This window comes from Flavobacterium sp. (assembly GCF_965262375.1).
GTDB lineage: Bacteria > Bacteroidota > Bacteroidia > Flavobacteriales > Flavobacteriaceae > Flavobacterium.
Genome location: NZ_OZ253527.1, coordinates 2,269,449 through 2,293,753 on the forward strand (window position 1 = coordinate 2,269,449; position 24,305 = coordinate 2,293,753).

Genomic DNA, 24,305 nt, shown 5'->3' on the forward strand with positions numbered 1-24,305 from the left:
CTGTTCTTTTGGAACAGTTTTTTTTATGCGTTGTCATTCCAAATTTCCCATGCTTTTTCGGCTTGTAAGATCAACATTTCATAACCGTTTTTTATGGTAGCCCCTTGTTGTTGGGCTTTAGTTAAAAAAGCTGTTTTTTCAGGGTTGTATATAAGGTCGTATGCAATATGATTCGGGCTAAGGTACTGGTACGGAATTTCTGGTGATACTTCTATGTCAGGAAATGTGCCTAAGGGGCTGCAATTGACAATAATAGTGTGTGAGTTGATTATTTCTTGATTTAATGCAGTATAGGATATTGTTGTTGGCGATGCGTTTCTTGAAACCAGTTGTGTGCTGATGTTAAGTTGTGCCAATGCATAGCAAACAGCTTTTGAAGCCCCCCCAGTGCCTAAAATCAAAGCTTTGGTGTGATGAGGTTGTAAAAGAGGGAATAATGAATTTAAAAAACCATAATAATCGGTGTTGTAACCTATCCATTGTCCACTTTCTGTTTTTTTTAAAGTATTTACAGCGCCTATTTGCTTGGCATCTTCACTTAAACCATCTAGAAATGGTATGATTTCTTCTTTGTATGGAATCGTTACATTTAAACCAATAAGGTTGGTTGTCTCTTTTAGAATAGTAGTAATCTCCTCTTTAGAAGGTAGGTCGTAATTTTCATATTCATACGTATCTGTAATGTTTTCTCTTTTGAATTTTGAAGCAAAATAATTTTTCGAAAAAGAATACCCTATATTTCTGCCTACTAAACCTAGTTTTTTCATGCAATGAATTTATGAGTTCAAAAATACCAAAAAAAGAATTGAGAAATAAGTGATGATCTATGGTTTTGTGCTATTTTAACTTTAAATTTTCCTTTAAAAAAGAACATTTTTTTGATACCCTTTTGATTTCCATAGAAGAGTGATCTGCAAAGCAATTAAAATTTATTTAAGCTCTCGATACGCTTCGCCCTCGAATTGACGAGGATTTTGATAGCATCAAGTATCGTCCTTTCGAGTAATTTTTGGAATGAAATTGAAAAAAAGTATCGAGAACTTTTCTCTTTAACAGTTTTCGATACGCTTCGCACTCAAGTTGACGATAATCCCAGTTTTAGTGGTTACCGTCGTTCGAGTTCTTGTAATGTAATAGAAAAAAAACGTATCGAGAACTTATACATTTTATGACATCACATTTTTAATTCAGTATTTTTAAGTTTAAACGGTTTTAGATAAATTTTAAAAATAAAAAAAAGCCTCCATTTCTGAAGGCTTAATGTTGTATGTTAGTATTTTATTATCTAAATGAAGCTCTAGATCCACCCACAGCAAATACAGCTTTCATTCTTGATTTTTGACCTACAGAGAACATATACATTCCTCTATCATCAGTATAATCCATATAGTTCATGTACATTTCAAGTGGAGTGCCTGTACAAGTAGATCTGTGACCTACAGCTGGAACACCTGAATTAGCTGCGTTATGAACTGGTGTGTCAGAAACTAAGTCAGATCCGCAAGTAGCGTCACCCCAAATGTGGCGTAAGTTCATCCAGTGACCCACTTCGTGTGTAGCTGTTCTACCTAAGTTGAATGGATAGGTTGCAGTTCCAGTGTTACCAGTGTATTTAGAGTCTAAAACAACACCATCAGTAGCAGATGATCCGCCAGGGAATTGAGCATATCCTAAGATACCTCCACCAATTGTACAAACCCAAATGTTTAATTTAGTTGTAGGTGAAGTAGGGTTAATACCTCCTTGTGTAGATTTTTTCATAGCATCAGCAGTACCCCATGAAGTTTTAGTAGTGCTTTTTCTGATTACTTGGTCTAAAACGAATTTGATACCTACGTTACCGCTTCGTACACTAGCGTAAGGATTGTTTGAAGTGTTGTAATCAGAGTTTGTTGCAGAGAAATCTTTATTTAAAACATCAATTTGCGATTGTAGTTGTGTTAAAGATGTGTTTTCTGAAGTAGTTCTGTATAAAACGTTGAATACTACTGGGATTTCAATAGTGCCGTCTGCTAACAAACGACCGTTTTGTATTGCATTTTTAGTAAATTTTTCAATGTCTTGCATTCTAGAAGCTCTTGTAGGGTCTTCTTGCATTTGACGCTCTAATACAGCGTGAGAAGCACAGCCTCTATGGGTTGTGGTATCAACGGTTGTGTTTGTAGTTTCTTCTTTTTGGCAAGAGAATAAGGTCAAAGCAGCAGTAGCTGACAATAATAATTTTTTCATTGTTTTTTTTGGTTAGGTTAAAAATTGTTTTTTATTGCGATGCAATTTTAATAAATAAAAAGTGAATTCACAAAATATTTTATTATTTTTTTCACTATTTTCAATTATAACCTGTATTTATTTGTGTATTTGTATTTTTGTTTATTGTTTGTTGGTATAAATGTAAAAAAAAGCCACTTGAAATAAGTGGCTTTAAATGTCTTGTATTTTTTTATTTTTTATGGTTGAGCAAAAGAAACTCTAGCGCCTCCAGATACGAATAATGCTGCTGTGCGTGCTTTTTGACCAGCAGAGAACATATACATACCTCTGTCGTCTGTGTAATCCATGTAGTTCATGTACATTTCAAGTGGAGTACCTGAACAAGTTGATCTGTGACCTACTGCAGGAACACCATAGTTAGCTGAATCATGCGTAGGAGTATCGGCTACTTGGTCGCTTCCACATGTAGCATCACCCCAAATGTGGCGTAGGTTTAACCAGTGACCTACTTCGTGAGTAGCAGTTCTTCCTAAGTTGAAAGGCGCTGTTGCAGTACCGGTATTTCCAGTGTATTTAGAATCTAATACAACGCCGTCAGTAGAAGAAGCGCCTCCAGGGAATTGAGCATAACCTAAGATGCCTCCGCCAATTGTACATACCCAAATGTTTAATTTAGTTGTAGGAGAAGTAGCTGCAATTCCTCCTCTTTTTGCATTTTTCATTGTGTCAGTAGTACCCCAAGAAGTTTTAGTAGTTGATTTACGGATAACTTGGTCTAATACGAATCGGATATTCATGTTTCCACTACGTACTGCTGAATAAGGGTTGTTTGCGGTGTTGTAATCTGCATTTGTAGCAGCGAAGTCAGCATTTAAAACATCGATTTGCGATTGTAATTGAGCTAAAGAAGTGTTTTCAGTAGTAGTTCTGTATAATACGTTGAAAACAACTGGAATTTCAATTACTCCATTTACTAAACGGCCAGCTTTAACAGCCTCGTTTGTAAACTTGTCAATGTTAGCCATTCTAGAAGCTAAAGTAGGGTCTTCTTGCATTTGACGCTCTAAAACTTCGTGAGAAGCACATCCTCTGTTAGCAGCTGTGTCAACTTGTGTGTTAGTAGAGTTGTCTTCTTTTTGGCAAGAAAATAACATCATGGCTACAGAAGCGGATAATAATAGTTTTTTCATAATCAATGGTTTTTTAATTGGGTTGATAATTTTTGGTTTTTTATTGTGATGCAATACTAGAAAATTAATTTTAAATAAAAAAATAAATTTTATTAAAAATGTATATTTTTTTTATTTTGTCAAAAAAATAAGTGATTTAATTATGTATAGTGTTTTTTTAATGTTTTTTTATTGAATATAACATAAATTTTATTTTTAGGTTAATCCTGCGATAGGGGGGACGTTACACAGGGTTACACAAAGAAAAATGGTGTACGTTGTGCCTTCCTTGCGCTCTTAGTGGTTAAACGTTACACAGAGTTACACAAAGTTGAGCACAAAGTCACACAAATAAATTTAGCGTGCCTTGTGCCTTCCTTGAGCTCTTAGTGGTTAAACGTTACACAGAGTTACACAAAGTTGAGCACTAAGTCCCACAAAGAAATATAGTGCGCCTTGTGCCTTCCTTGCGCTCTTAGTGGTTAAACGTTACACAGAGTTACACAAAGTTGAGCACTAAGTCACACAAATAAATTTAGCGTGCCTTGTGCCTTCCTTGCGCTCTTAGTGGTTAAACGTTACACAGAGTTACACAAAGTTGAGCACCAAGTTGCACAAAGTAAAATTGTGTGCCTTGTGCCTTCCTTGAGCTCTTAGTGGTTAAACGTTACACAGGGTTACACAAAGTTGAGCACTAAGTCACACAAAGAAGTTTTGTGCGCATTGTGCTTTCCTTGCGCTCTTAGTGGTTAAATTTTGTCCTTTGTGGTTAAGTAGCTTAAAGCTTTCTTTAAAAAAAAATCCCCAGAAAATGACTTCTGAGGATTCCCAAGCATTACTCCTTAAAATTTAGAGCGAGGCTTTCTTTTGAGTGACTAGTGTGATAAAAGCATCAATTTCCTCTAATTCTTTTGAAAGGCGTTGCAAGTCCAATTCCTTCTCGAGTAAGGCTACAGTACCATAGCTTTCCTTACGGTTTTCAAGGAGAAATTTTTTGTACTCTAAACGAACTTTGCGTTTTTTTTCTGTTTCCTTTGTAGATCCTTCGGGTAAAACATTGAGTACGGCTTCTACCGCGGCAATTTCTGCTAAAACGCCTTGTAATATAGCATCAATTTCGAGTGAGGTACTGCTGTAATTAGTTGTTAGTCGTTCTACCGAAGTTCTTTTAAAAACTAAATCTGCTTTTTCTTTTTCAGCCCAAGTCAATAACACATCACAATCTGCAATTTGTGTTATTTTGTTAATGGAATAACTCATAATTTATTTTTTAAATTGTTTAACACTGTAAGAAATAACAAACAAAATGCCGAAACCAAAGGCTGAAAATCAATTTGGGATAAGTTTAACTTTTTGTAAGAAAAAGCATAAATTGTAGTTAAAAATTATACTATAGCACTAGGCGCGTCGTTAGTATAGCTTTTAATTTTTTTAGTTAGCCGATTCATTTGATGGTTGATGGTTTCTTTTTTTAGTTGTAAGTGCATGACGTATTTTTCAGAATATCTATTCAGTTGCTTTTCTGATCGCGCTTGTATGGCTGCGCATACGGACTGTGTATCCTTAAATAGAGGTATTTTTTCAATCAGGCTAATCAGTTGCAGTGCCGCAAAGCTTTGGTGCCGCATTTTTTCAGCGATTTTAATTTTTTGCTCGGTCAGCTCGAGCAAGTATTGTGTTTCTTTTATAGTCTTTTGTAATTCCTGTATAGCCGCTTTGTTTTGAGTAGCTACAATTTTTTGTACTTTCTTACTACTGGTTTTATTTGATGAAGAGGCAGTAAGTAAGGCCGTGAGCTTTTGTTTGGCCTGTAGTGGAAGGTTTCTTTTACCAGATTCGTACATCGACCATTGGCTACGGGGGATTTCCAGTAACAGCGCCATTTCTTCTTGGGTACAGCCTAAACGGTTTTTAATGTTTTCTTTTTGCATGGTTCAGAGGTGTTAAAAGCGTTATTAAAATTTTTTTGACACAAAAAAGGTGTTAATACCATCGTACAAATTATTTTGACACAAAAACCGTGTCAAATTTTTTCAAAAGAATGTTTTAGCACTTAATTTCGATTGAAATTATTATTTGTTAGGGTGATTGTATAGTTTTTTAATTATGGTTAAGTATTACATGACTGTCAAAATAAAAGTCTACTTTGTTTTGATGATTTAAATGCAAACATTGAAAAACTACATCTATATGAAATTACACGAAGTACTGTATTAATTAGAGAGATTTATATTAAATAGTTTTACATTGTTTAGACCTATGCAAAAGGTTTTAATAAATTTGTAGGAAAAAAATAAATAATAACTATTTTTAAATAGTGATAAATACATAAAATGACAAGCACCATTCAAAAACAAGAATTACAAAATAAAATATGGAAAATCGCCAATGAGGTACGTGGTGCCGTTGATGGTTGGGATTTCAAACAATTCGTTCTAGGCGCATTATTCTATCGCTTCATTAGTGAAAACTTCAAAAATTACATCGAAGCGGATGATGATAGTATTAACTACGCCAACTTATCGGACAGCGTTATTACGCCCGAAATTAAAGACGATGCCATTAAAACGAAAGGGTATTTTATTTATCCAAGTCAGCTTTTTGAAAACATAGCTAAAACTGCCAATACGAACACCAATCTAAACACCGACTTAAAAGCGATTTTCGATGCTATTGAAAGTTCACCAAATGGCTATCCTTCGGAACAAGATATCAAAGGTTTGTTTGCCGATTTTGATACCACGAGTACACGTTTAGGAAATACGGTTGAAAACAAAAACACGCGTTTAGCTGCTGTACTAAAAGGGGTTGAAGATTTGAACTTTGGCAATTTCGAAGACAATCAAATTGACCTTTTTGGTGATGCTTATGAGTTTTTAATTTCCAATTATGCTGCCAATGCGGGTAAATCGGGTGGAGAATTTTTTACCCCGCAAACCGTATCCAAACTGATTGCACAACTAGCCATGCACAAGCAAACCACGGTGAATAAAATTTACGACCCAGCTGCCGGTTCAGGCTCTTTATTATTGCAAGCTAAAAAACATTTTGACAGTCATATTATAGAAGAAGGTTTCTTCGGGCAGGAAATCAATCATACGACTTACAACTTGGCGCGTATGAATATGTTTTTGCATAACATCAACTACGATAAATTCAACATTGCTTTAGGGAATACCTTGTTAGACCCCCATTTTTTAGATGACAAACCATTTGATGCCATTGTATCTAATCCGCCTTACTCGGTAAATTGGATTGGTTCTGATGACCCTACCTTGATTAACGACGACCGTTTTGCGCCAGCAGGCGTATTGGCACCAAAATCAAAAGCCGATTTTGCCTTTGTGTTGCATTGCTTAAGTTATTTATCAGGTAAAGGAAGAGCGGCTTTGGTATGCTTTCCTGGAATATTTTATCGTGGCGGTGCCGAACAAAAAATTAGAAAATATTTAGTAGATAACAATTTTGTTGAAAGCGTAATTGCTTTAGCACCTAACTTATTTTATGGGACTTCTATAGCGGTTAATATTTTAGTTTTAGCCAAAAATAAAACCGAAACCAAAACCCAATTTATAGATGCAACTGGTGAAGATTTCTTTAAGAAAGTAACCAACAATAACGAACTGACTAACAAGCATATTGATAAAATTATGGATATGTTTGATAGCAAAGTCGAAGTACCTCATATTGCTACTACTATAGACAATGCTAAAATAGCCGAAAACGACTATAACTTATCAGTGAGTTCGTATGTGGAAGCCAAAGATAATCGTGTAAAGATTGACATTGCCGAATTAAACAAGAACGTAGCCAAAACCGTAGTAAAAATAGACCAACTTCGTAGCGATATCGATAACATTATAAAAGAGATTGAAGCATGAGTTTTTTAGATAAATTATTAGAAGGTGTTTCAGTAGAATTGCTTCCTTTGGGTGAGTATGCAGATTACGAACAACCAACAAAATATTTAGTAAAATCAAATAATTATAATGATGATTTTTCAATACCTGTTTTAACTGCTGGAAAAACATTTATTTTAGGATATACTGATGAAACAGCAGGTATTTATAAAGCATCTGAGAACCCTGTAATCATTTTTGATGATTTTACTACTGCAAACAAATGGGTTGATTTTGATTTTAAGGCTAAGTCATCAGCTATGAAAATGATTACAACTAAAGATGAATCAAAAGCTTTATTGAAATACATTTATTATTGGATGAATACTCTGCCTAGTGACCTAGTTGATGGTGACCATAAAAGGCAATGGATTAGTAACTACGCAAATAAACTCATCCCCATTCCTTGCCCAGACAACCCAAAAAAATCACTCGAAATTCAACAAAAAATAGTTGGAATTCTCGATAAGTTTACAGAGCTTACAGCAGAGCTTACAGCAGAGCTTACAGCAGAGCTTACAGCACGTAAACAGCAGTATAGTTATTATAGGGAGCAGTTGTTGAGTTTTGAAGAGGGTGAAGTGGAATGGAAGACTTTGGGTGAAGTAGCGATTATAGGTACAGGTAAACACGATACAAAAGATGCAATTGATGAAGGAGATTATATTTTTTATGCAAGAGGTATAAAGCCATTAAGACTCAATTCATACGATTTTGACGAAACAGCAATAATAACGGCAGGTGATGGCGTTGGTGTTGGTAAGGTTTTTCATTGGGCTATTGGTAAATATGCTCTTCATCAAAGAGCTTATAGGATAGTTCCAAATGAATCAAATATTAATTCTAGATATGTATACCATTATATTGTAAATAAATTTTACTCATATATTGAAAAAACTTCAGTTAGCTCTTCAGTTACATCTATGAGAAAACCTATGTTTGAAAAATTTCCAATTCCTGTTCCATCACTAGAAGAGCAAGAGCGCATCGTTGCTATTCTTGATAAATTTGATACCTTGACTACATCTATAAGCGAAGGTTTACCAAAAGAGATAGAATTGAGACAAAAACAGTATGAATACTATAGGGATATGTTGTTGACGTTTCCTAAAGATAATTAGTAAAATATATGAGTCAAACTTTAACAGAAATAGCAGAAACATTAATAAAAGCCAATAAAAAAGTGCAATTAATTTATGCGTTTAATGGTACGGGTAAAACACAATTATCTAATGAGTTCAAAAAAAATTTTGGGCAGGATGAGGATAAAGACGAAGGAAATATAAATAAAAAGCAAATGCTTTATTATAATGCATTTTCGGAAGACTTGTTTTATTGGCAAAATGAAGATAAAAATAATATATTAAAAATTCACTCAAACTGGTTTACGAATTGGATTATTAGAGATAGAGGTCAAGATCAAAATATTATAAATCATTTTCAACGTTATACTAATGATAAGCTTAACCCTTTGTTTAATGAGCAAACAAGGGTTATTAATGTAGATGGTAAACTTCGTAATCAAACATTCTATCCTGAAGTTACTTTTTCATATTTGAAAGGGACAGAACGATTTGACAATATCAAAATTTCTAAAGCAGAAGAAAGGTGCTTTATTTGGAGTGTATTTTACACACTTTTTGTGGAGATTGTTGGAATTTTGAAGTACGATGATAGGGAGGAAGATACTTTTAATGATTTAAAGTATATTTTTATAGATGACCCTGTAAGCTCATTAGATGATAATCATCTTATTGAGTTAGCTGTGGATGTTGCTACATTAGTGAAGTCTTGTGAATCAAAAGATTTAAAATTTATAATCACAACTCACAATCCTTTGTTTTATAATGTGATTTCAAATGAATTAAATAATAATTATCCGAACAAAAATCCTAAAATTATTAATAAAAAAGGTTTAAAAAAAGAATGGCTATACATAGAAGATGAGTCGTGTAAGTATAAATTAGTTAAAAAGGATGATGGAACTTTTAATCTTTCTCCAATTGGTAGAAGAACACCTTTTTCATATCATCTAACTCTGCTATTTGAACTACAGAAAGTCAAGCAAATAGAGGAAGTGCAAAAGTATCACTTTAATTTTCTTAGAAATATATTAGAAAAAACCGCAACATTTTTAGGGTATTCTAAATGGGAAAGCTTATTGCCATTGATGTCTGATGGTAAACGTGATCCATTCGCAAATCGTATTTTAAATTTATCTAGTCATTCAGCTCATGCTGGTGAAGAAATAGCGGAAGTTCAGGAGAACGATAAAACTAAATTTATTGAATTGATCGAATTTTTAGAAACAGAGTACAAATTTTCTAATCTGATTACATCAAATGTCACAGTATAACACCATCGCCGAATCAAACAATTTTATTGTTTTAGATAAATATACCAAACAATCTGTATTTAACGATTCACCGTCAACGTATCAAACCGAATCGGCTTTAGAGCGTGAGTTTATCCAAGATTTAATCAATCAAGGCTATGAAAATGCTTTCGATATTAAATCAATAGAAACCATGCTGGCAAATGTACGGGTACAACTGCAAGCCTTAAACAACATGACGTTTACCAATAGCGAATGGACACGTTTTGTAGAAGAATATCTTGACAAACCAAGTGATAACTTAGTTGATAAAACAAGAAAAATACACGATAATTATATACACGATTTTGTATTTGATGATGGGCATATCCAAAACATCTATTTAGTGGATAAAAAGAATATTACCCGCAATAAAGTGCAGGTAATTTCTCAATTTGAACAAAAAGGAACGCACGCCAATCGTTACGATGTAACCCTATTAGTAAATGGTTTGCCTCTTGTACAAGTGGAACTTAAAAAACGTGGGGTGGCTATTCGTGAAGCCTTCAATCAGGTACACCGATACTCGAAAGAGAGTTTCAATACTACCAATTCTCTTTTTAAATACTTACAGTTATTTGTTATTTCTAACGGCACCGATACCCGATATTTTGCCAACACTACGGAACGCAATAAAAACAGTTTCGACTTTACCATGAACTGGGCAAAAGCCGATAATACCTTAATTAAAGACTTAAAAGATTTTACGGCGACCTTCTTTCAAAAAAATACGCTTTTACATGTATTGTTAACCTATTCGGTTTTTGATACTAGTGATACGTTGTTAGTAATGCGTCCTTACCAAATTGCCGCTACCGAAAGAATGTTATGGAAAATAGAAAGTTCTTTTAACGCTAAAAATTGGTCTAATGTGGAGAGTGGTGGGTACATTTGGCATACCACAGGTTCAGGAAAAACCCTAACCAGTTTTAAAGCCGCACGTTTAGCTACCCAACTAGATTTTATAGATAAAGTATTCTTTGTGGTCGACCGTAAAGATTTAGACTTTCAAACCATGAAAGAATACCAACGCTTTTCGCCTGATAGTGTAAATGGTTCTGATAGTACGGCTGGTTTAAAACGAAACATAGAAAAAGACGACAATAAGATTATTGTTACCACCATTCAGAAGTTAAATAACTTAATGAAAACCGAAAGTGATTTGGCTATTTACCAAAAGCAAGTGGTGTTTATTTTTGATGAAGCACATCGTTCACAATTTGGCGAAGCACAAAAAAACCTAAATAAAAAGTTTAAAAAATTCTACCAATTTGGTTTTACAGGAACGCCTATTTTTCCGCAAAATGCTTTAGGTGCAGAAACTACGGCAAGTGTTTTTGGTCGTGAGTTACATTCCTATGTGATTACAGATGCTATAAGAGATGAAAAAGTACTAAAGTTCAAAGTTGACTATAACAATGTCCGCCCGCAATTTAAAAATATCGAAGCAGAACAAGACGAAAAAAAATTAACTGCTGCCGAAAACAATACCGCTTTGCTTCACCCTAAGCGTATTAAAGAAATTTCACAGTACCTACTACAAAATTTCAGACATAAAACACACAGAACAAAAGGAGGCAACGCTGGGTTTAACGCAATGTTTGCCGTAAGTAGTGTGGATGCCGCTAAATGTTATTACGAGGAATTAAACAACCTACAAAAAGACAGCGAAAAACCGCTTAAAATAGCAACCATTTTTTCTTTTGCAGCAAACGAAGAGCAAAATTCCATCGGAGAGATTTTAGATGAAACATTTGAGCCAACTGCATTAGATTTGAGTGCAAAAGAGTTTTTAACAAAAGCCATCAACGATTATAATGCAATGTTTAAAATGAATTTTAACATTGAAAGTGGATTCCAAGAATATTATCGTGACCTAGCAAAACGCGTAAAAAGTAAAGAAATCGACTTGATTATTGTAGTCGGAATGTTTCTTACCGGTTTTGATGCGCCAACCTTGAATACCTTGTTTGTAGATAAGAATTTACGTTACCATGGGTTGATGCAAGCCTTTTCACGAACGAATAGAATTTACGATGCCACCAAAACTTTTGGAAATATTGTAACGTTCCGAGATTTAGAACAAGCAACCATTGATGCTATTACATTATTTGGAGATAAAAACACCAAAAATGTAGTGCTTGAAAAAAGCTATAAAGAATATTTAGAAGGTTTTACAGATATTGTTACAGGTAAAGCACGCAGAGGATTTAAGGATGTAGTGAATGAGTTAAATGAAAAGTTTCCAAATCCAGATGAAATCGTTACCGAAAAGGACAAAAAAGAGTTTGCAAAACTATTTGGAGAATACTTACGAGTTGAGAATATTTTACAGAATTACGATGAATTTACTCATCTAAAAGCTTTACAAAATATTGACATAAATGATAGTGAAGCAATCGAAGCTTTTAAGGAAACTTACTTTGTATCTGATGAAGATATAGCAGTAATGCAAGAAATAAGTATATTGCCAGAAAGAACCGTTCAGGATTATCGTTCCACCTATAATGATATCCGTGATTGGTTACGTCGTGAGAAAAACGGTAAAGAAGCTGAAGAATCAAAAATTGATTGGGATGATGTAGTGTTTGAAATTGATTTATTAAAATCACAAGAAATCAACCTAGATTATATTTTGGAATTAATTTTTGAGCACAATAAAAAGTCCAAAGATAAAGTTGCGTTAATAGAAGAAGTGCGTCGTGTTATTCGTGCTAGTATTGGCAATAGAGCTAAAGAAAGTTTAGTAGTTGATTTTATTAACGAAACGGAATTAGACGCTATCGAAGAAAAAGCTAATATTATCGATTCATTCTTTAAATATGCACAACAAAAACAAAAAATAGAAGCAAAAGAATTGATTGAAGAAGAGAATTTGAATGAAGAAGCCACAAAAAGATACATCACCGCATCACTAAAACGTGAATTTGCAAGTGAAAATGGCACAGAACTCAATGCCATATTACCTAAAATGAGTCCGTTAAACCCGCAATACCTCACAAAAAAACAAAGTGTTTTTCAAAAAATAAATGCATTTGTGGAGAAGTTTAAAGGGGTTGGAGGACAGCTTTAATTTATTTCTCCAATTAATTTAAAATTTTAAGAATGAATTTATATCAAATTAATAAAACCAATTTATCTACATTAAAAGAGAAACCTTTCAAGCTAGAACGCGAAATACAAAACCTCTTTGAGCAAAACTTGACATTGCTAACGGGTTTAGAAATGGTAAAAAGCGAATTTAGTATAAAAGGCAAACGCATTGATACCCTTGCGTATGATACGCAATCAGAATCATTTATTATCATAGAATATAAGCGTGATAAAAATGCGAGTGTGGTTGACCAAGGATTTACCTATTTGAGTTTGATGCTAGAAAATAAAGCCGATTTTGTCTTGACTTATAATGAAACGCTTAATAAAAACTTGCATAGTAGCAAAGTGGATTGGTCACAAACTCGTGTAGTTTTTGTATCGCCTAGTTTTACGGAGAATCAGCGTTTAGCTACCAATTTTAAAGATATTGCGATTGAGTTATGGGAAATTAAACGTTTTGAGAATGATATTATCAGCATTAACCCTATCAAGAAAACTAGGTCGGCTGAGAGTATAAAGCCTGTCACTCAACAAAATGAGAAAACAAAATCAGTCACTGCCGAAATAAAAGTCTATACCGAAGAAGACCATTTGGTTAATGGTACTGATGAAATCATTGAGTTATATGAAACGTACAAAAATGCTATTTTAAACCTTGCAGATGAAATAGAAGTAGTTCCTAAAAAACTATACATTGCTTTTAAAAAGGATAAGAATATAACTGATTTAGTAATCATGAAAAAAGGATTGAAGTTTTTTATCAATCTTAAAAAAGGACAATTAGATGACCCAAAAGGATTAACTAAAGATGTATCTGAAACTGGGCATTGGGGTAATGGTGATTATGAACTTATAGTTACTGACACTACCCATTTAGAGTATATTATGAGTTTAATCAAACAAGCCTGTATTTAATTATGAAAATCCTTAACCGTTCTGCCATTACCGTCACGCCTAAGCAACCCTTTGTAGATTGGGCAAATGCCTTAACCCCTGAATTACCCATGGAGGTAAATATGTTAGGTGAATCACACACGTATTTAACAAATCCTGACTTTGATGATGCAGAAACACATCTGAAAGAATATTTCAACCAAATTTTTGAAGAAGAACTAGATAGTATTTGGACAGAGGAAGAAGATTGGCCTCCAACCCGCGATTTCAAAACTTTTTGCGAATGGTTTCAAGTTGAGGTGAGCGATAGCGTGCAGGATTTGAGTAAGAAAAGTTTGTTTTAGACCTTCCTGTTTTGTTCGATAGTAATTTTTATAAAAGAGATATACTATTTAAACTTTGAGTTTTCCTTTTGGAAGTGTACACATATTGAACTAGCTAAAATTTGTATTAGCTCACGATACGTTTCGCACTCGAGCTGACGAAGAATCCGATAGCATCAAGTACCGTCAGTTCGAGTAATTTTTTGTAATAAAAAGAGAAAAATGTATCGAGAACTTTATACTGGATTCTAAGTTAATGTTAGAAAATATATATAGGGTGATGGCAAAAATAAGTTTGTTTAAACAAAGCTTAAAGAGTATTTGTAATCTCATACAACGCAATCGCTAACGACTGTACTACATTCATACTCGAATTTTTACCAAACATGGGAATATGGGCATGTGTAGGGACTATTGTTAAAATTTCATCCGAAATGCCATGAATTTCATTCCCTATAATAAGGAGTAAAGGTTGGTTGGGGATAAGTTGCAGTGTATTAAGCGGTTGACTCGTTGCAGTAATTTCTATAGCAACCACTTGTGCTTCTGATTTTTGGATATATTGTATTAAAGCCTCTTTGCTTTTTAGGATTTCGAAGGGGAGGTGTTTGTGAGTGCTTCTGGAAGTCTTATTGATTTTGCGCTCGGAAAAAATAAAATCTTCGCCTGAGAAAATGATTTTTGAAACCCCCATGGCGTCGCAAATTCTGAAAATACTGCCTATGTTATCTTGAAAATAGACTTCGTCACAAATCACCGTGATAGGGAATTGTTTGTTTTCAAAAGTGGTATTGTAATGGGTAAGTTGTTCCAAAGCTAATTATTGAATACGTAATTTAATAGGTTAGCGCCCATTTTTAAGGCTTTTTCTCTAACTTCTTTAGGATTGCTATGTACTTCATAATCTTCCCAACCGTCGCCTAAATCACATTCATAAGTATATAGGAGGGCTAATCGATTATTAATAAAAATCCCAAAAGCTTGTGGTCGTTTGCCCTCGTGTTCGTGTATTTTAGGTAAACCGGAAGGAAATGCAAAGGGTTTTTGAAAAATTGCATGTGTAGAGGGTATTTCCATCAGGGGATTATTAGGAAATAATTTTTTGATTTCGTTACGCACATATTTATCCATACCGTAGTTGTCATCAATATGCAAAAAGCCTCCGGCATTTAAGTAATTCTTTAAGTTTTCAGCTTCTTGTGGAGAAAAAACTACGTTTCCATGCCCCGTCATGTGGATGAATGGATAGGAAAAAATATCGGTACTGCCTGGAGTTACTGTTGCAGGTTTTTGTTTGATACGGGTATTTATCGTTTGATTGGCATAACGAATCAAGTTGGGTAGGGAAGTAGGGTTGGCATACCAGTCGCCACCACCACTATACTTTAATAAGGCTATTTCTTGTGAAAAAGCCCATTGACTACAAAAAAGGATGCAAAATACTAAATACTTCATATTGCTTATTCGTTGGTGAAAACCACACTATGACAAGCGACTACAGCGGCCGTTTCAGTTCTCAATCGTGTGTTGCCTAAAGATACTGGAATAAATTGCTTGTCGAGAGCTAATTTAATTTCTTTTTCTGAAAAATCACCCTCGGGACCTATTAATATAGTATAGTGTTGTTTTGAGGTTATGGCTTCTTTTAATAATCTTTTTTCAGTTTCTTCACAATGTGCGATAAAAAGTTGCCCTTCGTGGGTTTGATTGATAAAATCTTTAAAGCTAATGGCTTCGTTTAATTTGGGCAAATGAAACTGATTGGATTGTTTCATGGCCGATTGCACAATTTTTTCAAAACGCTCTGTTTTAATGGCTTTTCGCTCGGAATGTTCACATATAATAGGAGTGATTTCATCGATGCCTATTTCGGTAGCTTTTTCTAAAAACCATTCGTAGCGCTCATTCATTTTGGTGGGTGCTACGGCCAAGTGCAAATAGAAATCGTGCTTCGGAAATATTTCTGTAGCAGTAATTTGTACGGTACATTTTTTTTCAGAAGCCAAAATAATTTCGGTACTAAATAATTCTCCTAAACCATTGGTTACGTGTAAAATATCGCCCTCTTTTTTGCGTAATACTTTAACAATGTGTTTGCTTTCTTCTTTGTCAAAAGAAAAGGCGTTGGAGTTAGCTTGTATTTGAGGATTGTAAAATAATTGCATACTAAAATTCGATTCGGGCTTTTGAAGTGACAGTGGCGTCGCTAAAATGTTGTTCTAAATATTTGTAATAGCCCACAATGCCTATCATACCTGCATTGTCAGTGGTGTATTCAAATTTAGGAATATAAGTTTTCCAACCGTATTTGCTTTCGGCATCTTTCATGGCTTGTCGGATACCGCTATTTGCAGAAACCCCACCGCCAATAGCAATTTGCTTGATATTGGTTTGTTTTACAGCTTCTTTCATTTTATCCATCAAAATTTTGATGATGATATGTTGGATAGAAGCACAAATATCATCGCGATTTTCTGCTATGAAATTTGGATTTTCTTTTACATTTTTTTGGACAAAATATAAAATTTGGGTTTTCAATCCGCTGAAACTAAAATCTAAACCTTCTATTTTAGGTTTAGTAAATTCAAAACGTTTGGGGTTACCCGTTTGCGCATACTGGTCAATCAATGGGCCTCCTGGGTAGGGCAATCCTAAAATTTTAGCCGATTTATCAAAAGCTTCTCCCACGGCATCATCGGTGGTTTCACCAATAATTTCCATGTGGAAAAAACTATTTACTTTCACAATTTGGGTATGTCCTCCAGATATGGTTAACGCTAGAAAAGGAAATTCGGGTTTGTCATAACCTTCTTCTGCTATAAAATGCGCAAGTATGTGGGCGTGCATATGGTTCACCGCAATCAAAGGGATGTTTAATGCCATAGCCATACTTTTAGCAAATGACGAACCTACCAGCAGAGAACCCATCAAGCCAGGGCCCTGGGTAAAGGCTATAGCTGTCAATTGTTCTTTAGTAATTCCTGCTTTTTTTAAGGCTACATCTACTACAGGAACTATGTTTTGCTGATGCGCTCTAGAAGCTAATTCAGGTACGACACCCCCGTATTCTTCATGGATACTTTGGCGTGCCACAACATTAGACAACATCTTGTCGTTATGTAGTACAGCACAAGCAGTATCGTCGCATGAACTTTCAATGGCTAATATATAAACGTCTTTTGTATTCATTATAGGCATAGAATTTGATTGCAAAGTTGTATAAAACATAGGAATACCCTACTTTTACAGCTGGTGCCAAAGTTACAAAAAATAGCCTATCATTTTTCTGTTTTCAATGGAATCGAAAATATTGAGAGCGCAAAACAATTAAAGTTATACTTTAATTACATGAATTATATAGTTGATTTATAATTGTTAATATGTTTTTTTGTTATATCATAAATATGTAATATTAAATAATTCCATTTGGAAGAACCAAAAAAAGAAACGCAAGAAGTGGTAAAAAAATCGTCGCTCTGGGTACGGATTTTGAAGTTCAAAATGTATATCATTTTTGGATTGGCTACGCTTTTACTTATTTTGGGTATCCTACTTTCTATGCCTTCGGTGCAAACCCGCTTGGGACAATATGCCACCGAACAACTTAATAAGGAGTTTGGAACGGATATTACCATACAAGAAGCTAATTTTACCATCTTTGGTGGGATTAAACTGAAAAAAGTATATGTGAAAGATTATCGAAAAGATACCCTTTTTCATATTAATGTCTTAAAAACGAATATTCTAGATTTTAAAAAACTGATAGACGGTGATTTGCATTTTGGCGAAGTACGTATGGACGGTTTAAAATTTAAAATCAGAAACTATAAAGGCGAACGCGATACGAGTTTGGATAAGTTTATCGAACTTTTTGATGATGGAACGCCTTCTACTTCAAAGAAAAAGTTCTTGATGACCATAAAAGATATTCATTTGATGAATAGTGAATTTTATTTTGTGGATGATAACATGCAAGACCCTATGGTGTTTAGTGCTAAAAAGCTAAATGCTGTAACCACGGATTTTAAAATTTTAGGCCCAGATGTGACTACCAAAATCAAAGAAATGAGTTTTGTGGATAACCGTGGCTTGGTGGCTGAGGATTTGATTGCCGATTTTACCTATACTAAAAAGAATATACTCTTAGATAAACTCAAATTAAAAACACCCGAATCGAATTTGATAGGGAATGTGGAGTTACGTTATGACCGTAAGGATTTTGCCGATTTTAATAATAAAGTAGTTTTTGATGTTCGCATTGAGGAAGGTTCGGTTTCTTCTAATGATTTGAATAAGTTTTATGGTGAATTTGGTAAAAATCAGCAATACCAATTAAAAGGGAAGTTGTTAGGTACTTTAAATAATTTTTTCACCAAGCGTTTAGTGCTATTAGATGCGTACGGTTCTGAAATTCGAGGCGATTTCCGATTTAAAAATTTATTTTCTAAACAAAAAGACGCTTATTACATCAAAGGGAAGTTTTCTAAAATTACTTCTCGTTATGAAGATATTATTAGAATACTACCGAATATTTTAGGAAAAAAATTACCTTCTAATTTCAAAAAGCTCGGTAAATTTTCAATTTCAGGTGAAGCTGAAATCGATTTGAAAAATCTAAAGGCTGATGTCGATTTGAATTCAGCTTTGGGTAATGTGCGTGCTGATTTGGCGATGGCTAATATTGATAATATCGATAATGCAGCCTACAAAGGAAATGTGAAGTTGAACGAATTTGATTTAGGTAAATTTCTTAATCGTACCGATTTAGGTATCGTGAATTTAGATACCGATGTTGATGGTAAAGGTTTTGTTCAGAAATATTTGAAAACCAAAATTAAAGGTAAAGTAGGAAGCATTTATTTCAATAAATACAATTATCGAAATATTGATGTCGATGGTTCGATGAATCAAGCCGTTTTTGAAGGGAATATTAAAGCCAATGACCCTAATTTGGTCATGGATTTTGATGGTTTTCTGGATTTGACTAAACAGGAAAATAAATATAATTTCCATGCAAAGGTGGAATATGCCAATTTGAAAAAACTGAATTTGTATACTGCTGATGCTGTTTCAGTGTTTCGTGGAGATGTCAAAATGGATTTGCAAGGAAATTCTATAGATAACCTTTATGGTAATGTGTATATCAATAAAACTTCCTATGAAAATGCAAAAGATACGTATTTCTTTGACGATTTTATGGTCAAATCTACTTTTGCAAAAGATGGATTTAGAACCATTGTTGTAAACTCGCCAGATATTGTAGAAGGTAGGGTAGAAGGAAAGTTTAAATTCAAAGAATTAGGCGATTTAGTCGAGAACTCTTTAGGAAGTTTGTATGCCAATTATTCTCCTAATAAAGTAAGCAAAGGGCAGTTTATGCGTTTTGATTTCAATGTGTATAGCAAGTTGGTAGAAGTATTTTATCCTGAAATTTCTTTGGGTGAAAATACTTTTATGAAAGGTGAAATTGACTCGAACGAAGGTTTGTTTAAATTGAATTTTAAATCGCCAAAAATCAAAGCTTACGACAATGTTTTTGATAATATCAGTATCGAAATTGATAATAAAAACCCATTATACAACGCTTATGTGGAAATGGATAGTATTAAAACCAAATACTATAAAGTTTCTAAAATGAGTTTGATTAATGTAACGGCTAACGATACCTTGTTTGTTAGAACCGAATTTAAAGGTGGCGATAAAGGAGAGGATTTTTACAACTTGAACTTATACCACACCATTGATAAGGACAATAAGAGTGTGGTGGGAATCAAGAAATCGGAAGTGAGTTTCAAGGATTATTTATGGTTTTTGAATGAAGGAGAATCAAAAGATAATAAGATTGTATTTAATAAAAAACTAACCGATTTTTCTATTGAAAAAATTTCGTTGACGCATAACCAGCAAGCCATGGAGTTGATGGGCGTGTTGCGGGATTCTACCTATAAAGATTTGAAACTGTCCTTTACCGATGTAGATTTGGATAAAATTACGCCCGCCGTCGATAGTTTGAAATTTAAAGGGCGAATTAATGGAAAAATCGATTTCAAACAAGAAAAATCTATTTACGAACCTTCGTCAGCACTGACAATTGAAGATTTTAGTATTAATAATTTGCCTTTGGGGAAATTTGATATAGCCGTAACAGGAGATGATAGTTTTAGAAATTTTAAAGTCAATTCTGTTTTAAATAATAAAGGAGAGGATATTTTAAAAACAGAGGGAAATATCTTTTTTAAAGGTAAAAATCCATTCTTAGATTTAGATGTGCGTCTCAATGGTTTCGATTTGTCCTTTTTTACGCCTATGGGGGGTGACGTGATTACCAACATACGCGGACTGGCGTCGGGCTCGGCAAAATTTGAAGGCGACTTGTATAATCCTGACATCAATGGGCGTCTGTATTTGACCAAGGCAGGTATAAAAGTGCCTTACTTGAATACGGACTACAATTTTGCAAACAACGCCATAGTAGATGTAACGGAAGAAACTTTTTCGTTTAGAAATGTAGGCATAACCGACTCTAAATATAAGACCACGGGGACCATCAGTGGTTTAGTGAAACATACGAAATTGGGCGATTGGAATTTAGATTTTGATATCAATTCCAAACGTATCGTAGTGTTAGATACCAAAGACCACGACGGCGCCTTGTATTATGGTACCGCTTTTATGGATGGCAATGCTACTATAAAAGGACCTACCGATGGATTAGTGATTAAAGTGGATGCTACCTCTGCTAAAGGATCGAGTTTGAAAATTCCTATTAGTGATGACATTGCTTCTTCTGAAAAAGGGTATATTAATTTTACAAATTCTAAAGAATCGGCTCAAAAAAATAAAGAAATTGTTAAAGATTATAACGGCCTTGAATTAAATTTTGAATTAGATATTACCCCTGATGCTGAAATTGAAGTGATTGTAAATAAAAACAATGGTCATGGATTGAAAGGTAGAGGACGCGGTTCCTTATTGATGGAAATTAATACCTTAGGGAAATTCAATATGTGGGGGGATTTTCAGGTGTATGAAGGGAATTACAATTTTAAATATGGAGGTATCGTAGATAAAAAATTCAAAGTAAAAAATGGAGGCTACATCTCTTGGGATGGCGATCCGTTAAATGCTACATTGAATATGGAAGCGATTTATAAAACAGAAGCCAATCCTTCGATACTATTAGATAATCCAAGTTTTAATAAAAAAGTGCCTACTGAAGTGGTTATTAAATTAACCGATAAGTTGAGTAATCCAAAACCTGATATTTCGATCAATTTCCCTACTATTGGTTCTATAGTACGTTCTGAAATTGATTATAAATTAAATGATCAGGACACGCGTCAGAAACAAGCTATTTCTTTACTATCAACAGGGAGCTTTTTGACCGATAAAGGCTTGCTTGAAAATACCATTACTGGAAATATTTTAGAAAGGGCTAACAGTTTGTTTGATGATATTTTTGCTAATGATGATCGTTTCAATTTTAGATTGAACTATGTTCAAAACGATAAGACAAATCTTCAAAACCTAAATAATAACAACACGAATCGTTTAGGTTTCAGTGTCTCCACTCAAATTAGCGATAAAATTACAATAAATGGTAAATTTGGTGTGCCTGTAGGCGGTGTTAATGAGTCGGTGGTTGTAGGTGATGTTGAAGTTCAGCTTCGTTTAAATGAAGATGGAACTTTGAAAGCAAGAGTTTTTAATAGGGAAAATGATATTACTTATTTAGGACAAGGCGGTATAGGTTATACACAAGGCGTGGGATTGAATTATGAAGTCGATTTTAGTACTTTTAAAGAATTGATGTATAAAATATTTAATTCTAAAAAAATAAAAAATAAAAAAAGTTCCGATGATGGAAATGATCAAATTCCTGATTCTGAAATCTCTCCAGATATTATTCAGTTTAACGAACCCCGTCAAAAAAAATCTTCCGAAAAGCCAAATGAAGATGAAGATAAAGTTCCTGACTTGAATTAATTTGTTTTATAAAATATTTTTCTTACTTTAGTAAAACAACAACACTTCTAAAAAGAAATGGAGAAAATGATTTTAGATAACAAATATCATTTTTTCAATTTCTATTACATTGTAGATTTACTTATTAATCCATTTTTTAAATGTCAGTTAGTATAAAAAAAATAGGTGTCTTAACCTCAGGGGGAGACTCCCCAGGTATGAATGCGGCCATTCGTTCGGTAGTGCGAACGTGTGCCTATCATAATATAGAGTGTATTGGGATTTATAGAGGTTATCAAGGAATGATTGAAGGCGATTTCAAAGAAATGGGTCCTCGCTCCGTGAATCATATTGTTAATAAAGGTGGAACTATTTTAAAATCGGCGCGTTCTAAGGATTTTAGAACACCAGGAGGACGTAAAATAGCCCATGAAAAGTTGCAAGAAGCACAAATTGATGCGCTTGTAGTGATAGGTGGTGATGGTACTTTTACTGGAGCTGAAATTTTTAATAACGAATATAATTTTCCAGTGATGGGAATTCCTGGAACTATTGATAATGATATTTATGGCACAAGTCACACGCTTGGGTATGATACGGCACTGAATACTGTTGTGGAAGTTATTGATAAAATTCGTGATACGGCAAGTTCTCATAACCGCTTGTTTTTTGTAGAAGTAATGGGGCGAGATGCTGGTCACATTGCCTTGAATGCAGGGATAGGTGCGGGAGCAGAAGAAATTTTGATTCCTGAGGAAGATTTAGGTTTGGAACGTCTTTTAGATTCTCTGAAAAAAAGTAAAGCTTCAGGGAAATCGTCGAGTATCGTAGTTGTTTCGGAAGGAGACAAGATTGGAAAAAATGTTTTTGAACTCAAAGAATATGTAGAAGAAAACTTGCCTGAGTACGATGTACGTGTTTCTGTTTTAGGACACATGCAAAGGGGAGGAGCGCCTTCTTGTTTTGACCGTGTGTTAGCTTCCCGTTTGGGAGTTAAAGCGGTTGAGTCGTTACTGGAAGGCAAATCGAATTTTATGGTGGGCTTGCTAGATGATAAAATGGCATTAACCCCACTAGAACAGGCTATCAAAGGGCATACAAAAATTGATGCGGAATTGTTGCGCGTATCGGATATAATGTCTACTTAATTTAGAATTTAGAATTTAGAATTTAGAATTTTTTAAGTTTATAGTTTATAGTTTATAGTTTATAGTTTATAGTTTATAGTTTATAGTTTATAGTTTATAGTTTATAGTTTATAGTTTATAGTTTATAGTTTATAAGTTGATTATATACTAATGGAAACACGCAGTCTCTTAAACTTCTAAACTTCTAAACATTTAAACTTTCCAATAATGAAAAAGTATAATGATGATGAAAGTAAAATTAGGAATTAATGGTTTTGGTCGTATTGGCCGTATTGTTTTTAGAGAATCTTTAAATAGAGATAATGTAGAAGTGGTTGCAATTAACGATTTGTTAGAGGTAGAACACTTAGCTTATTTGTTAAAATATGACTCGGTGCATGGTCGTTTCAAAGGGACGGTCGAGGTGAAAGAAGGAAAATTGTATGTCAATGACAAATACATTCGAGTAACAGCAGAAAAAGACCCAAAGCAAATCCATTGGGATGAAGTAGGAGTGGATGTCGTAGCGGAATGTACCGGCATTTTTACCACACTTGAAACAGCGCAAGCTCATATCGATGGTGGGGCTAAAAAAGTAGTGATTTCTGCGCCTTCTGCCGATGCACCTATGTTTGTCATGGGAGTTAACCATGAGCAAGCTACTGCTCAAGATACGATAGTGTCTAATGCATCTTGTACGACCAACGGATTAGCGCCTTTGGCAAAAGTGATTCATGATAATTTTGGTATCGTTGAAGGCTTAATGACTACCATACATGCCACTACAGCGACACAGTTAACCGTGGATGGTCCTTCTAAAAAAGATTTCCGTGGCGGACGTTCAGCACTTATCAATATTATCCCTTCACAAACTGGAGCGGCCAAAGCCGTTGGAAAAGTAATTCCCGATTTGAATGGAAAATTGACGGGTATGTCTATGCGTGTACCTGTGGCTGATGTTTCTGTAGTGGATTTAACAGTGAAATTAGCAAAAGAAACCACTTATGATGCCATTATGCAAGTGCTTAAAGAAGCTTCTGAAACCTCAATGAAAGGAATTTTAGGATTTACTGAAGATGATGTGGTTTCGCAAGATTTTGTGGGCGATACCCGGACTTCTATTGTCGATGCCAAAGCAGGTATCGGATTAAATAGTACTTTTTTTAAGTTGGTTTCATGGTATGACAATGAGTACGGCTATTCAAGTAAATTAATCGATTTATCGGCACATATTGCAGGGTTATAGG

Annotated in this window: 18 protein-coding genes; 9 read left to right on the top strand and 9 right to left on the bottom strand. The window is 34.3% G+C overall.

What is annotated here, in order from left to right:
* Positions 1-23 precede the first annotated feature (23 nt).
* From ACQY29_RS10575 to ACQY29_RS10595, 5 genes are all read right to left on the bottom strand, one after another.
* On the bottom strand, positions 24-767 hold the full coding sequence (locus tag ACQY29_RS10575) for a shikimate dehydrogenase family protein (RefSeq protein ID WP_428225149.1): 744 nt from the start codon (positions 765-767) through the stop codon (positions 24-26).
* Positions 768-1,281: 514 nt separating this feature from the next.
* Positions 1,282-2,229, bottom strand: coding sequence for a zinc metalloprotease (locus ACQY29_RS10580; protein ID WP_428225150.1), 948 nt, complete (start codon positions 2,227-2,229; stop codon positions 1,282-1,284).
* A gap of 218 nt (positions 2,230-2,447) precedes the next feature.
* Positions 2,448-3,401 carry a zinc metalloprotease gene (locus ACQY29_RS10585; RefSeq protein WP_428225151.1) on the bottom strand — a complete coding sequence of 318 codons (954 nt, stop codon included), beginning with the start codon at positions 3,399-3,401 and terminating at the stop codon, positions 2,448-2,450.
* Between the two features lie 828 nt (positions 3,402-4,229).
* Positions 4,230-4,640, bottom strand: coding sequence for a hypothetical protein (locus ACQY29_RS10590; protein ID WP_428225152.1), 411 nt, complete (start codon positions 4,638-4,640; stop codon positions 4,230-4,232).
* A gap of 125 nt (positions 4,641-4,765) precedes the next feature.
* The gene (locus ACQY29_RS10595; RefSeq protein WP_428225153.1) at positions 4,766-5,311 is read right to left on the bottom strand and encodes a helix-turn-helix domain-containing protein; all 546 of its coding nucleotides are present in this window, start codon (positions 5,309-5,311) and stop codon (positions 4,766-4,768) included.
* A gap of 402 nt (positions 5,312-5,713) precedes the next feature.
* Between ACQY29_RS10595 and ACQY29_RS10600 the strand changes: the two genes are divergently transcribed.
* The 6 genes from ACQY29_RS10600 to ACQY29_RS10625 are packed head-to-tail and all read left to right on the top strand — an operon-like array spanning position 5,714 to position 13,987.
* Complete coding sequence (locus ACQY29_RS10600) at positions 5,714-7,261, top strand: type I restriction-modification system subunit M (RefSeq protein WP_428225154.1); 1,548 nt, start codon at positions 5,714-5,716, stop codon at positions 7,259-7,261.
* Complete coding sequence (locus ACQY29_RS10605) at positions 7,258-8,400, top strand: restriction endonuclease subunit S (RefSeq protein ID WP_428225155.1); 1,143 nt, start codon at positions 7,258-7,260, stop codon at positions 8,398-8,400. The genes ACQY29_RS10600 and ACQY29_RS10605 overlap by 4 nt, the downstream gene beginning before the upstream one ends.
* A gap of 8 nt (positions 8,401-8,408) precedes the next feature.
* Positions 8,409-9,635, top strand: a complete 1,227-nt coding sequence (locus ACQY29_RS10610; protein ID WP_428225156.1) for an AAA family ATPase — start codon at positions 8,409-8,411, stop codon at positions 9,633-9,635.
* Positions 9,622-12,726, top strand: coding sequence for a type I restriction endonuclease subunit R (locus tag ACQY29_RS10615; protein ID WP_428225157.1), 3,105 nt, complete (start codon positions 9,622-9,624; stop codon positions 12,724-12,726). The genes ACQY29_RS10610 and ACQY29_RS10615 overlap by 14 nt, the downstream gene beginning before the upstream one ends.
* Positions 12,727-12,758: 32 nt before the next feature.
* Positions 12,759-13,664 carry a DUF5655 domain-containing protein gene (locus tag ACQY29_RS10620; protein ID WP_428225158.1) on the top strand — a complete coding sequence of 302 codons (906 nt, stop codon included), beginning with the start codon at positions 12,759-12,761 and terminating at the stop codon, positions 13,662-13,664.
* A 2-nt stretch (positions 13,665-13,666) separates the two neighbouring features.
* A complete protein-coding gene (locus tag ACQY29_RS10625; RefSeq protein ID WP_428225159.1) occupies positions 13,667-13,987 on the top strand; it encodes a hypothetical protein in 321 nt (106 codons plus the stop codon).
* A gap of 289 nt (positions 13,988-14,276) precedes the next feature.
* Here the strand turns inward: ACQY29_RS10625 and ACQY29_RS10630 are convergent, their stop codons facing one another.
* From ACQY29_RS10630 to tsaD, 4 genes are read right to left on the bottom strand one after another with little or no spacing between them, the layout of a single operon-like run.
* Complete coding sequence (locus ACQY29_RS10630) at positions 14,277-14,780, bottom strand: TrmH family RNA methyltransferase (protein ID WP_428225160.1); 504 nt, start codon at positions 14,778-14,780, stop codon at positions 14,277-14,279.
* 2 nt (positions 14,781-14,782) lie between these two features.
* Entirely contained in the window at positions 14,783-15,421 is a 639-nt protein-coding gene (locus ACQY29_RS10635) for a DUF4159 domain-containing protein (RefSeq protein ID WP_428225161.1), read from the bottom strand.
* Between the two features lie 5 nt (positions 15,422-15,426).
* Positions 15,427-16,131, bottom strand: a complete 705-nt coding sequence (locus ACQY29_RS10640) for a 16S rRNA (uracil(1498)-N(3))-methyltransferase (RefSeq protein ID WP_428225162.1) — start codon at positions 16,129-16,131, stop codon at positions 15,427-15,429.
* A gap of 1 nt (position 16,132) precedes the next feature.
* The gene (gene tsaD, locus ACQY29_RS10645; RefSeq protein ID WP_428225163.1) at positions 16,133-17,155 is read right to left on the bottom strand and encodes a tRNA (adenosine(37)-N6)-threonylcarbamoyltransferase complex transferase subunit TsaD; all 1,023 of its coding nucleotides are present in this window, start codon (positions 17,153-17,155) and stop codon (positions 16,133-16,135) included.
* 312 nt (positions 17,156-17,467) lie between these two features.
* Here tsaD and ACQY29_RS10650 point away from each other — a divergent pair, with 312 nt between their 5' ends.
* The 3 genes from ACQY29_RS10650 to gap all read left to right on the top strand — a co-directional run bounded on the left by ACQY29_RS10650 (position 17,468) and on the right by gap (position 24,304).
* On the top strand, positions 17,468-21,952 hold the full coding sequence (locus ACQY29_RS10650) for a translocation/assembly module TamB domain-containing protein (protein WP_428225164.1): 4,485 nt from the start codon (positions 17,468-17,470) through the stop codon (positions 21,950-21,952).
* Between the two features lie 140 nt (positions 21,953-22,092).
* Positions 22,093-23,079: a 6-phosphofructokinase gene (gene pfkA / locus ACQY29_RS10655; protein ID WP_428225165.1), complete on the top strand. Its 987-nt coding sequence runs from the start codon at positions 22,093-22,095 to the stop codon at positions 23,077-23,079.
* 223 nt (positions 23,080-23,302) lie between these two features.
* Positions 23,303-24,304, top strand: a complete 1,002-nt coding sequence (gene gap, locus ACQY29_RS10660) for a type I glyceraldehyde-3-phosphate dehydrogenase (protein WP_428225908.1) — start codon at positions 23,303-23,305, stop codon at positions 24,302-24,304.
* The last annotated feature ends 1 nt before the right edge of the window (position 24,305 follow it).